At 65.1% G+C, this 12146-nt stretch carries 13 protein-coding genes; 11 read left to right on the plus strand and 2 right to left on the minus strand.

Annotated elements, in window-relative coordinates:
• The first annotated feature begins 23 nt into the window (after window positions 1–23).
• The 11 genes from RUMESO_RS17325 (at window position 24) to RUMESO_RS17375 (ending at window position 10953) form a co-directional block, all read left to right on the plus strand.
• Window positions 24–827 (plus strand): SDR family NAD(P)-dependent oxidoreductase, encoded by an 804-nt coding sequence (locus RUMESO_RS17325; RefSeq protein ID WP_051521438.1) that lies wholly within the window; start codon window positions 24–26, stop codon window positions 825–827.
• Complete coding sequence (locus RUMESO_RS17330) at window positions 824–1762, plus strand: ABC transporter permease (protein WP_037281869.1); 939 nt, start codon at window positions 824–826, stop codon at window positions 1760–1762. The genes RUMESO_RS17325 and RUMESO_RS17330 overlap by 4 nt, the downstream gene beginning before the upstream one ends.
• On the plus strand, window positions 1759–2622 hold the full coding sequence (locus RUMESO_RS17335; RefSeq protein WP_037281870.1) for an ABC transporter permease: 864 nt from the start codon (window positions 1759–1761) through the stop codon (window positions 2620–2622). The genes RUMESO_RS17330 and RUMESO_RS17335 overlap by 4 nt, the downstream gene beginning before the upstream one ends.
• Window positions 2615–3622, plus strand: a complete 1008-nt coding sequence (locus RUMESO_RS17340; RefSeq protein ID WP_037281871.1) for an ABC transporter ATP-binding protein — start codon at window positions 2615–2617, stop codon at window positions 3620–3622. Before RUMESO_RS17335 ends, RUMESO_RS17340 begins: the two co-directional genes overlap by 8 nt.
• Window positions 3615–4451 carry an ATP-binding cassette domain-containing protein gene (locus RUMESO_RS17345; protein ID WP_051521439.1) on the plus strand — a complete coding sequence of 279 codons (837 nt, stop codon included), beginning with the start codon at window positions 3615–3617 and terminating at the stop codon, window positions 4449–4451. Before RUMESO_RS17340 ends, RUMESO_RS17345 begins: the two co-directional genes overlap by 8 nt.
• Entirely contained in the window at window positions 4448–5488 is a 1041-nt protein-coding gene (locus RUMESO_RS17350) for a D-2-hydroxyacid dehydrogenase (RefSeq protein ID WP_037281872.1), read from the plus strand. The genes RUMESO_RS17345 and RUMESO_RS17350 overlap by 4 nt, the downstream gene beginning before the upstream one ends.
• The gene (locus tag RUMESO_RS24425) at window positions 5478–6338 is read left to right on the plus strand and encodes a DUF4438 family protein (protein WP_169791194.1); all 861 of its coding nucleotides are present in this window, start codon (window positions 5478–5480) and stop codon (window positions 6336–6338) included. The genes RUMESO_RS17350 and RUMESO_RS24425 overlap by 11 nt, the downstream gene beginning before the upstream one ends.
• On the plus strand, window positions 6335–7231 hold the full coding sequence (locus tag RUMESO_RS17360; protein ID WP_037281873.1) for a DUF4438 family protein: 897 nt from the start codon (window positions 6335–6337) through the stop codon (window positions 7229–7231). Before RUMESO_RS24425 ends, RUMESO_RS17360 begins: the two co-directional genes overlap by 4 nt.
• 3 nt (window positions 7232–7234) lie before the next feature.
• Window positions 7235–8110 carry a DUF1028 domain-containing protein gene (locus RUMESO_RS17365; protein WP_037281875.1) on the plus strand — a complete coding sequence of 292 codons (876 nt, stop codon included), beginning with the start codon at window positions 7235–7237 and terminating at the stop codon, window positions 8108–8110.
• Between the two features lie 565 nt (window positions 8111–8675).
• Window positions 8676–8993 (plus strand): TOBE domain-containing protein, encoded by a 318-nt coding sequence (locus tag RUMESO_RS28630; protein ID WP_037281877.1) that lies wholly within the window; start codon window positions 8676–8678, stop codon window positions 8991–8993.
• Between the two features lie 1147 nt (window positions 8994–10140).
• Window positions 10141–10953, plus strand: coding sequence for an alpha/beta fold hydrolase (locus RUMESO_RS17375; RefSeq protein ID WP_037281878.1), 813 nt, complete (start codon window positions 10141–10143; stop codon window positions 10951–10953).
• 46 nt (window positions 10954–10999) lie between these two features.
• On the opposite strand, the gene RUMESO_RS17380 is transcribed toward RUMESO_RS17375, so the two are convergent.
• Window positions 11000–11452, minus strand: coding sequence for an SRPBCC family protein (locus RUMESO_RS17380; RefSeq protein WP_051521441.1), 453 nt, complete (start codon window positions 11450–11452; stop codon window positions 11000–11002).
• The gene (locus RUMESO_RS17385; protein WP_037281879.1) at window positions 11439–11771 is read right to left on the minus strand and encodes an ArsR/SmtB family transcription factor; all 333 of its coding nucleotides are present in this window, start codon (window positions 11769–11771) and stop codon (window positions 11439–11441) included. Before RUMESO_RS17385 ends, RUMESO_RS17380 begins: the two co-directional genes overlap by 14 nt.
• Between the last annotated feature and the right edge of the window lie 375 nt (window positions 11772–12146).

Genomic DNA, 12146 nt, shown 5'->3' on the forward strand with positions numbered 1-12146 from the left:
GTAGCGGTGTTGTTCCGGCCAGCATGCCGGAGATCACGTCCGGCAGACCCACGGCACGCCGCTTCGAAGAGAAGGTCTGCGTCGTCACCGGAGGCGCATCTGGTATCGGCCGGGCCGTCGTATTGCGGCTCGCCGCCGAAGGCGCGCGGGTCGCCGTCCTCGACATGGACCTGGCCGGGGCGAGGGAGAGCCTGGAACTTGCCGGCGGCGAGACCACCGGCCTTGCCGCAGAGATTGATGTCCGCTCATCGGCGAGCGTCGAAGCGGCGGCCGGCCTCGTGAAAGGGCAGCTCGGCAATGCCGACGTGCTGGTCAACAATGCCGGTATCGAAATCCTTGGCACGATAGACGAGATGGCGCCCGATGTCTGGGACGAGATCATGGCCGTGAACCTCCGCGGCCCTTATCTCACCTCGCGCATCTTCCTGCCGCAGCTCCTGGCGCGGGCTGCCGAGCGCGGGGGCGCCGCTGTGGTGCACAATGCTTCCCTGATGGGCCTTGTCTCCAGCGCCGGCCTTGCCGCCTATTGCGCTTCGAAGGCTGGAGTCGTGTCACTGACGCGCAGCATGGCCCTCGACTACGCCAAGCAGAACCTCAGGGTGAACTGCGTGTGCCCGGGGATCATCCACACTCCGATGCTGGAGCGGCGTTTCGCCATGCAGCCCGACCGAGAGCAGGCTTACCGCGACACCTCGCGCCGGCCGCCAGTGCAGTATATCGGCCGGCCTGAAGACGTCGCAGCCTCCGTCGCCTACCTGGCTTCCGACGAGGCACGATTCGTCACCGGCAGCGCCCTTACAATCGATGGCGGAGTGGGCGCGGCGTGATCCGGTATTTCGGCGGGCGACTGCTACAGATCCTGCCGGTCCTGTTCGGCGTCAGCCTGGTCGTCTTTTTCCTGGTACGCCTGATCCCGGGCGACCCGGCTGTGGCGACGCTGGGCAGCCGCGCAACGCCACAACTGATCGCGCGGGTGCGCGACCAGCTCGGCCTCGACTTGCCGCTATGGCAGCAATACCTCAACTTCCTCAGCCATGCGCTGCAGGGCGATTTCGGCATCTCGTTCTTCTACCAGGCCAGCGTCTGGGACGTGACTATCGCGCGGCTGCCGATCACCCTGATGCTGATGGTTTATTCGGTCATCCTGGCGCTGATCATGGCCGTGCCCTTTGCCTACTGGTCGGCAGCGCGGCGCGGGCGGGTCACCGATCACGCGACGCGAATCCTGTTCACCATTGGCCTCGGCATGCCGGTGTTCTGGTCGGGCATCATGCTGGCCTACCTGCTCGGAGTGCGCTGGAAACTGCTGCCAACCTCGGGGCCGGGCGACGGCGGGCTCGATTCCCTTGTGCACTTCACCTTGCCGGCCCTGACGCTCGCGATCTCCATCGCGCCGATCCTGGTGCGTACGCTGCGCAGCAGCCTGATCGAAGTGCTCGCGTCGGACTATGTGACCACTGGCCGTGCCATGGGGTTGGACAACTGGACCTTGAGGCGCAGCTACATCATCCGCAACAGCCTCCGTCCGCTAATCACCGTGATCACCATCAACTTCGGCTACCTGATCGGCGGCACCGTGATCGTCGAGCAGATCTTTTCCCTGGCCGGCGTCGGCTCGCTGCTGATCGGGTCCATCTCCACGCGCGACTATGCAGTGATTCAATTGGCGACGCTGATCTTTGCCCTGCTCGTGGTTGTGGTGAATCTCCTCGGCGACCTCCTCTACGCTCTGATCGATCCGCGGCTGGCGCTCGGCACATGACGGCAGTCGCAAACAACGTTCCTGCGCGCGGCATAAGGCTGCCGCGGCTGCTTCGATCGGGCAGTTGGTCTCTGCGGATCGGCGTTGCGCTGATGCTCGTCATTGTGCTGGCTGCCGTCTTCGCGCCTTGGGTGACGCCGTATGATCCCGTGGCGCTCGATCTTCGCAACGCCCTGAAGCCCCCGAGCTGGAAGAATCTACTGGGCACCGACAATCTCGGGCGCGACGTGTTCACGCGGGTGGTCTACGCCGCGCGCATCGACCTGCAGATCGGGGCTATCGGCGTTGCGCTGCCGCTGATCCTCGGAACAATGGTCGGGCTTATCGCCGGCTATTTTGGCGGCTGGGTGGATTCGCTGATCGGACGAGTGATCGACGTGGTCATCGCCTTCCCCTTCCTGGTCTTGGTGATCGCCATCGTCGCTATGCTTGGGCCGGGGCTGATCAATCTCTACGTCGCGCTGACGCTGGTCAGCTGGGTGCTGTATGCTCGTATCGTGCGAGGCGAAACGCTGGCGCTGAAGCGGCGCGAATATGTGCTGGCGGCGCGCAATCTGGGTTATGGGCACCTTCGGATCATGTTGCGGCACATTCTGCCCAATGCCATTCCGCCGGCCTTCGTGTTCGGCATGAGCGATTTCGCCCTCGACGTGCAGGTGGGCGCCACGCTTAGCTTCTTCGGCCTTGGCGCGCAACCGCCGGCGCCGGAATGGGGGCTGATGATCGCCGAGTCCCGCAGCATGCTGCTGTCGGCACCATGGACGGTGATCGGCCCGGGCCTCGCAATTGTGGTGGTGAGCCTGGTGATCAGCCTCATCGGGGATGGTTTGGCCGACAAGGTGCGAGGCCTGGATGGCTGAGGGGCTTCGCATCGACAATCTCACCATCGCCTTCGACCGCGGTCGCCAGGAAGCGATTTCAGACCTGTCGCTCCAAGTCTCGCCCGGCGAAGCGCTCGGCCTTGTTGGCGAAAGCGGATCCGGCAAAAGCCTTGCTTCGCGCGCTGCCCTTGGTCTCCTGCCGGCCAATGCGAAAGTCAGTGGCCGCATCACTTTAGGGGACCGGTCACTACTGGATCTGTCGCCCGGCCAACTCCAGGCGATACGCGGGTCCCGGATTGCCATGATCTTCCAAGACCCGATGTCGTCGCTCAATCCGGTGGTCCGGGTCGGCGATGCCATTTCGCAGGTGATCCGCTCGCACGAGACGGTTTCGCGCGGCGAGGCTCGCCGCCGCGCAATCGAGCTGATGGAACGCGTCGGCATCCGCAGTCCCGCCGAACGCGCCACATCTTACCCGCATGAGTTTTCCGGCGGTATGCGGCAGCGGATCATGATCGCCATGGCCCTGGCGGCCCGTCCCGGCATGCTGCTTGCCGACGAGCCGACCACAGCCCTGGACGTCATCGTCCAGGCCGGCATTCTCCGGCTGTTGGACGAACTGCGCCGCAATGAAGGGATGGGTCTGCTGCTGGTGTCGCACGACCTGGCAGTCGTGGCCTCACTCTGCGATCACATCGCGGTGATGTATGCCGGCCAGATCGTCGAGGAAGGTCGTGCCGGCGACGTGCTGTTCCGCCCGCGCATGCCTTATACGGTCGGACTGCTCGCGAGCACGCAACGCAGCAAGTCGCTGCGGCGGCTTGCCTCCATCCCCGGGCGGCCCCCGGCACCCGGCGAGCGCCCCAACCACTGCCGCTTCGCAGACCGCTGCCCGCTTGTAACCGATACCTGTCGTGCCGGTCCAATCCCCATGTTTGATGTCGGGGAAGGACAGCGCGCGCGCTGCGTCCGCACGGACAAGGTTCCAAGTCTCGGAACGGACGCCTTTGTCCGCGACCCGCTGGCCGTCGATGCCTGATCCCATCCTTCAGACCGTGGACCTGGGCAAGACCTATGGTGCCCGCCGGCGCTTCTGGCAGAAGCCGGCGAATGTCCCTCCGGCGCTGGCCGACGCAACCCTCGAATTGCGGCAGGGCGAAATCCTCGGCGTTGTAGGGGAAAGCGGGTCGGGTAAAACCACGCTGGCCCGCTGCATCGCCCTGCTGGAGCGCCCGGATACCGGTCGCGTCCTCTTCGAGGGCGAGGACCTGACGAAACTGCCGGAGGCTGCGCTCCGGCGGCGGCGGCGCTACATCCAGACCGTCTTTCAGGACCCTTACTCCTCCCTGAATCCGCGCCAGCGGATCGGCGACACCCTGGCGGAGGTGATGCTGGTCCACGGCCTCGCCTCGCGGGGCGAACAGCGGGACCGCGTTGCCGCGCTGCTGGAGCAGGTGGGATTGCCGGCCACTGCTGCGGCCAACTTCCCGTCCGCATTTTCCGGCGGCCAGCGCCAGCGCATCTGCATCGCTCGCGCCTTGGCGGCGGAGCCGAAGGTGCTCATCGCCGATGAGCCTGTGAGCTCGCTCGATGTCTCGGTGCAGGCACAGATCGTCAACCTGCTGCTCGATCTGAAGGAGCGGCTGGGTCTCTCCGTAATCTTCATCGGCCACGACCTGCAACTCATCAACTTCATCGCCCCGCGGGTGATCGTGATGCTCGGCGGCCGGATTGTCGAAACGCTTCCGGAAGGTTCATCGCTGGCCGATGCGAAGCATGACTATACGCGGGCGCTGCTGCAGGCAGTGCCCACCCTCGAGAAGCTGGACGCTGCCTATCGGCTTTCCCAACAACAGAACATGGCATGAGCAACGCATCCAAACTCACCATCCTGATCGCCTCCCCGCTCGAAGAGGAGCACGTGGAGCGCATCCGCGCGTTCGCGCCCGACCGGTTCGAGGTGATCCACGAGCCGTCGCTGCTGCCCACGCCACGCTATGTCGCCGACCATCATGGCGGACCGCGCACGATGAGCGAAGAGAACAAGAGTCGCTGGGCGGAACACCTTAAGCAAGCCGACATCCTGTTCGACTTCGACCTGGTCGACCCAGCCAATCTCCCCTCTCGTGCGCCAAGGGTGCAGTGGGTGCAGGCGACCAGCGCTGGGATTGGGGAATTCCTGAAGCGCACCGGACTCGAGAGTTCCTCTATCCGCTTCACCACCGCTTCCGGTGTGCACGCCCGACCCTTGGCGGAATTCGCGATGCTCGGACTGCTCTACTTTTTCCGTGACGTTCCCGGACTGCAGCGGGTCAAGGCAGCGCGGCATTGGGAGCGCTATACGGTTGAGGGCATCGAAGGAAAGCGCGTCCTGATCGTCGGGCTCGGCTCACTTGGCCAAGCCGTAGCGCGCGATGCGGCTCATTTCGGCATGGAAGTCTGGGGCACGCGTCGCCGCGCCGGCGTCGAGGCGCCGGAAGGCGTCAGCCGTCTGATCGACCAGTCTCGCATCATCGAGGCTCTCCCCGAAGTGGATGCACTGGTGCTTGCCTGCCCGCTCACACCGGAAACGCACCTCCTGATCGACAAAGCAGAAGTCGAAGCGCTGAAGCCCGGCGCCGTCGTGGTCAATATCGCCCGAGGCCAGGTGATCAACGAGCCAAGCCTGGTCGAAGCTCTGCAGTCTGGTCGGGTGCGCGGTGCGGCGCTGGATGTGTTCACCGTCGAGCCACTGCCGCAGGAAAGTCCGCTCTGGGACCTGTCCAATGTTCTGTTCTCTCCGCACTCCGCCAGCACTGTGGCGGCCGAGAACAGCCGCATCGTCGACATCTTCATCGACAATCTCGGCCGCTTCCTCCGGGACGAGCCGCTCCGCAACCAGTTCGAGCGCGAGCGTGGCTACTAGCACCCTCCACACCAACGCCGATCGGCTGGTGCGGACCCGCCTCAAGGCGCAGATCCTGCCCGCCGCCGCGAACCGCGTTGCCGGCCCCGATGGAGTGCTCCAGATCTTGGCGGGTCAAGGGGGTGTCGTCACCGGCATTCCGCTTGGCTCTCCCGCTGGGGACTGGCTCGGTGACCATGTCGAGCCTGGCGCCTCGCTGGGCCATCCGGACGCGTCGGCAAACATGGCCATCCGCCTCCTGAGCTGTGCCGGCAATCCTGTAACGGTGCTCGACGGTCCCGCCTCTGGAGCCCGCGGAATGGTCTATGGCAAGCACGGCGCGGTGCTGGCGAGTTTCGCTCAAGAGGCTCTGGCCCGGCTCGCACCAGGCGAATGGGTGGCGGTCGACGCATGCGGGGTTGGTCTCAGCGTGCCAGCCATCTCCGATCTCGTTTGCCACTCCTGTTCGCCGGAACTCCTCGGCAGGATCAGCTCGCTTGAGGATAGGGTGCTTGCGGTGAAAGTGGCAGCGATCCTGCCGGCGATCGCCGCAGCAGCGGGTATCGGCATGCCGGCGGCGATGTTCAACATGGACATGAACACGTCGGCCCCGCCCATTGCGGAATTGGCAGCGCATCTCAGGTTTGGCGATCTTGTCGCCGTCCTCGACCAGGACCATCGGACTGCGCGCACTTACCGCAAGGGCTGGGCCATGGTGGGCGTGGTCAGCCACGGCCACACGGTCGGCGGCGGCCACGGTTTCGGACTCATGACCTTGCTCACTGCCCCAACCGACCGCTTCCGCTTCGAAGTTGATGCCGAAGCCAATGTGTCACGCGCCCTGCCGCTTGCTGGGGAGGAGCGGATTTGAGCTCCCGTCACGGTCTGCGTGACAACCGCGCAGAGCTGGTCGCCGCCTCGGTTTCCGGCCAGATCGCGCCTGTTCGCATCCACACCGAAGTCTTGCCCGTCGATCGGGAGGGGCGCTGGCGTGTTCTGCCGGCTAGTGGTGGCATTGCGCTGGGGGTGCATGCGGGCGATCCCGTGCACGCGCTCGAGGGCGACCACCTTATGGCGGGCGTCTCCATCGAGGACAGTGGCAACCAGCCTGCCGTGGCTGGTCCCCTGCACCTGCTAAGTTGCGTCGGCAATCGCGTCCGCAACGGGCGTGGGGAGCCGATCGGCATCGTCGCTGGCAAGCGCGGCGGCCTAGCCCCCGGTTTCTGGGCGCCGCAACTCGTCGGCGTTGAAGTGCCGGACAGATTGAGCGAGGCGCTGACTCCCGAAGAACGGATCGTGGTCGAGACGCTCGGCCGCGGGTTGCAACTCCTTGACTGGCCGGACATCGCGCTCAGCAATCTCTCACCCAAGGGCCTCGACCTCCTGCCGCTCCACCCCGCCGACAGTCTCACCTGCGACGTGGCCGCCATCGTGCCGCCCGAAACTGCAGGACCGGGCGTCGGACAGGACGCCTGGATCGGCGACCTCGAGATCACCAGCGAACGGTGCCTCGCCGGCGCCACCGACGGCCTGCGCTATGGCGACCTCGTGGCCTTTGCCGATACAGACAGCCGCTCCGGACGCTTCTTTTCACCCGGACGAACCTCTATAGGCATCGTCAGCCACGGCCCTGCGCTCGCGCCCGGGCACGGGATAGGCATCACCATTTTCCTCACCGGACCGACCGAGCGACTGGTTCCGCGGATCGGCGAGGGCTCGCTGGGCCCGGCGCTCCGCAGTTGGGCCAAAAACCTCGAGGACTGACCCATGGCGCATCGCGTCGATCCTGTCGTTGCTACCTTTTCCGTTGTCGCGGTCGATACCAGGACGGGGGAGGCCGGGGTTGCGGTCGCCTCGAAATTCCTGGCGGTAGGCAGCATCGTGCCGTGGGTGGCGGCGGATGTGGGCGCCGTTGCGACCCAGGCGCTCGCCAATGCCACCTATGGGCCGAACGGGCTCGAGCTCATGCGGGAGGGCAAGTCGGCGGAGGAGGCCCTGCAGCAGCTGACCGGGGCTGATCCCGGCGCCGAGCGCCGGCAGGTGGGGCTGGTCGATTTCCAGGGTCGCGCCGCCTCGCATACCGGTCCGGGCTGCCAGCCCTGGGCCGGGCATCGCGTCGGTGCAGGTTACGCCTGCCAGGGCAACATGCTTGCCGGCCCGCAGGTGCTCGAGGCCATGGCCAAGGCGTTCGACGTCGGTTCGGGCAAGCTGGAAGACCGGCTGTTTGCCGCCCTTGCGGCCGGCGACGAGGCGGGCGGCGATCGTCGCGGCCGGCAGTCGGCAGCGCTGATCGTCCGCCGCAAGGCTGGCGGCTACCAGGGCCTCAGCGATACCTTAATCGACCTGCGCGTCGATGATGCCCCCGATCCCATTGCCGAGCTGCGCCGGCTGATGGACCTCAACCGGCTCTACTTTCCCGGCTCAGAACACCGGGACACCCTCCCCATCGAAGGCGAGGTTTTGGCCGAGCTGACTGGCATGGTCGAACGCGCCGACCTCTTTGGAAACGGCAGGCCGGCCACGATCTGGGAGGCCATCGATGCGCTTGTCGGGGCCGAGAACCTCGAAGAGCGCGTCGACGTCAAGGCTAAGCGCATCGACAAGATCGCCCTGGAGCACCTGCGAACTGTCAAGCGCCATTGAAGCGGCGTTTGGGGTTGTGTGCTCCTCGCACAGGACAGACGTCTAGGTCCAGAACAACCCAGAGAAGGTTCGACGCCGTTCTCGTCCGCTCCACCAGAATTCCCCCGCGCTATCCTGCTAAACGGCCGACATCCATGCCAATACCCAGTGCGTGTCTCAGGCTTTGCCTGTGCAGCCTCTTGTTATGCTGCACAGGCTGCGCCACAGAAAACATTCAGCGCGCTTCGACGGTTCGCCTGTGTCAGCGTGTTCCGCGGCGCTATCGATCGGTTGACTCGCGAGAAGCGGTCTGGATCAGCCTGCACACCGACTCGGAGATTATGGCCGAACAGAAAGCCCCCGTCGCGTGGGCGCGCATGATTGAGGCCTGAGAGCCTCAGTTGGCAGACGACACCGAGGACGTTCCGACTCTTGTGGTCCTTTGAACCAGGGGGACAGTCCATCAATGCCTGGTCGAGATTGGCTGGCACGATGGCCCGCCCGGTTTTCAGTCCCCAATCTTGATGAATGGTTCTTGCGATCTCAGGCGAGTGCCAACGACACCCTTGGGGCATGGGCGGGGCGGATGGCTAGCGGGGTCTTTGTGCCAAGCGGGTCAGACGCCAAGATCCCTCTCGTCCAGCGGGCGCCTGAGAGAGCGGACGTGCTGCTCGGCCTGCGACCAGAAGACATCACCATCGGGACTGAGGGACCTATCTCGGCCAGCGTGGAACTTGTGGAGCCGACCGGGCCGGAGGACATTGTCACGCTGGACGTGGCCGGTCAGCGCTCGGTGGTTCGGGCGCCGGCAGGACTGGCGACCCAAGGGTCGGCTGTGCGGCTGGGTCTCAGACTTGACCACGCACTCTTGTTCGACGCAGCGAGCAGCGAGCGGGTGAGGTAAGCGAGAGGAGGCGGCTCTGCGCCCATGCGAGCCCTGATCTGGGCCGGTGCAGGCTGTTCGTGCGGGCTTGGAAGGGGATGCACATCGTTCTCCACGAGGCGGGCCGTGGTGACCTTCGGCCTTCGGGAAGCGCGGCCGGAGTCGTTCCACCTGCTCACCGGTCAACCAGAGCTGCTCGCCCATGCCGCCCTACAAAGTCGGGCGGCATGAATCAGTTAAGCCGCTGAAGGACCCGAACCGTTACAGATACTGATGCTAAAACCCTGAGTAATGGGGGAGGGGGGTATAGGGGGGTAGTATGGAGTAGGATGGTTGGTTGAGTGGAGTGTGGCCATGGTGACTGGATGTAGGTCTTGTTGGAGACGTAGTTGATACTCTTATGATTGTTTGGTCATAGTGTTTTATTATCTGGTAAGTGGTTAATCGAATGTATGAGATTTATTGTCAACATGCCTCTCGTCTGTTCGGCTTTACGATGTTCCTGAGCAATGCAAGTATGAGGGGTGTGACGTATCGGTATTTCTCGAACGACAATGTGAGTGATGCTTTCTTCCGCCATAAACTGATCTCCATATATCTGGTGAATTTCTTTGTCGGTTTACAACTCCGGTTCCCAATATGGATGCTTGGCTACGAAGGCGTTCAATAATGGTCTGAGCTCTGTATCTTGGTTTCTCTGCAGCGGAGTCCTTTCTTGTCGTCCCTGAATGCCACGAAGTCGAGCCCGGCGGTCATTCAGAAAGCACGCTCGCGGCCATGCTGGCGTCGGGCACCACCGGTCTCAACCCGCTGGCCATGACGGGTGACATCGTCCGCTTCTACCTCGAGATCCTGGCGCCCTTGCTGCTCAGCACTTGAGAGCGACAAGAGGTTGTCGCGCCATGCCGTCGGAGGCGACACGCCGCCTCGGCTCCAGGGTCCCTCAGGCGCTGCACGCGGGCGATGGGCTGCCTCACGTCCAAGGTCGCGGCACTCCGGGTGACGCCGGCGTCGAAGCTTGGCGCGTCTGTCGACTGCTCCCGCCCGAGGTGCTCGTCCGGCACCTGGCAATGCGCGTCGGCCAGCCCCCCGGATCCCGCTTGACCTGTCCCTGACGCCGCCATGGTATCGGCTCTGAGCCAGGTCGCAACGACAGGAGCCTGCGCAGATGCTGGTGCTCGACCAGCGGCATATGTTCGACGGCCGTGAGGTGGCCTGGGGCCGCTTGGGCGAGGGGCCGCCACTTGTCCTGATCCATGGCACGCCCTTCTCGTCCCAGGTCTGGCGTCGCATTGCGCCGCTACTCGCGCGGCGCTGGACGGTGCTCTTCTTTGACCTTCTGGGCTATGGCGCCTCGGACATGAGCGAGGGGCGGGATGTCTCGCTCGGGGTCCAGAACCGGCTGCTCGCGTCGTTGTTCGAGGCCTGGGGTCTGACGCGACCCGATGTGCTCTGCCACGACTTTGGCGGTGCGACGGCGCTCCGGGCCTACTTCCTCGATGGGCTGCGCTACGGCTCGCTGACCATTTTCGACGCCGTGGCGCTCGCTCCCTGGGGCTCGCCCTTCGTGGCGCATGTGCGCCGCCACGAGGCGGCCTTTGCGGGACTGCCCGGCTACGCTCACGAGGCGCTTCTTCGCGCCTACATCCAGGGTGCAGCGCATCATCCGCTGACCGAGGAAGCGCTGCGGGTCTACACGGCGCCCTGGCAGGGGACCGTGGGCCAGGCCGCCTTCTACCGCCAGATTGCGCAGATGGACCAGCGCTACACCGACGAGGTGGAGGGGCTCTACCGGCCGCTCGACTGCCCGGTCACGGTGCTTTGGGGGGAGGAGGACGCCTGGATCCCGCTGGAAAAGGGCGAAGAGTTGGCGCGGCTCATCGCCACCGAGCCGCTGGTGCGTGTCCCAGTTGCCGGCCACCTCGTCCAAGAGGACGCTCCAGAGGCCATCGTGGCAGCCATGCTGTTGCGCTGCGGGTGAGCGGAGTCATTGCCAGGATTAGACGTCTTCTACCCCAAAGTGCAGATCATCCTTGGGCGCTGCCCACGTAGCTCGCGAGGTTGTCGAGCGTGCGGCTCGTCCCGTCGGCGACGCCCATCTGCACGAACTGCTGCAGGTGCTCGGGCGAGGCGCAGCGGATCACCACGGTCATCTCCGTCACCTCGCCGTCCGGCACGAAGCGCACCGACCCCGCCGCCCCCAGGGCGTCGAAGGCAAAGCCATGGGGACGGTCGATCTGCTGGAAGCGGCCCTCGAAGGGAAAGGACTCGGGGCCGGCATTGACGAAGCGCAGGAGGCCGCCGACCCGCAGGTCGATCTCGCACTCGGCCAGTTCCCGGCCGGACGGATCCCACCACTGGCGGACCTGCTCGGGCCGGGTCCAAGCGTCAAAGAGCCGCTCGGGCGAGGCGGGGATGCGCCGCTGAAACACCAGCGCGTTGTTCGCGCGGTCGAGTTCGAAGGTCTCAGTCTTGAACATCTGTCGGCTCCTTGGGGTCGGTGACGAAGGCCTCCAGCCGGTCCAGCCGGGCCTCCCATTGCTGGCGGAAGGGCGCGAGCCAATCGTCGATCAGCATCAGCGCCTCGGGCCTGAGCCGTCGGGGGCGCGCCTGGGCGCTGCGGTGGGTCTCCACCAGGCCAGCCCGCTCGAGCACCTTGAGGTGCTTGGAGATGGTCGGCTGGCTGAGCCGGTGAGGACTGGCCAGTTCGGTGACGGTGGCCTCGCTGCGCGCAAGCTGGGCCAGCATGGCGCGTCGGGTCGGGTCGCTCAGGGCGGCGAAGGTAAGATCGAGTTGCATGAGGTGCCTCCTGCCCAAAACATGCAAGATTGGAAATATAGCTGTCAAGCTATGTAAAATTGGCGGGACTGCGTTTCGCGTCTGCGGCTGGGCCTGTGCCAAGCGCATGACTATGGACCTGCGACCAGAGCAGGCGCCCAACGCAAGGCCGGTGTTCCCGAGGGAACAGCACGACAGGGCGAGCCGGGGTAGATGCCAGGGCAGTTCAGTATGTGACGAGTTGGCCTTAGTGGTTCATCCGGCAAGTCATGGTACAGTGAGCGGTGCTTTGCTGGAGAGAGGCCATGCGACAGTTGCGACTGCGTGCGTTGGCGGATGCGGAGCAGGTGGCGATCGAGCGGCTGGCCCATTCGCGGACGGCCCCCGCTCGGCAGG

Source organism: Rubellimicrobium mesophilum DSM 19309 (assembly GCF_000600335.2).
In the GTDB taxonomy this organism is placed as follows: domain Bacteria; phylum Pseudomonadota; class Alphaproteobacteria; order Rhodobacterales; family Rhodobacteraceae; genus Rubellimicrobium; species Rubellimicrobium mesophilum.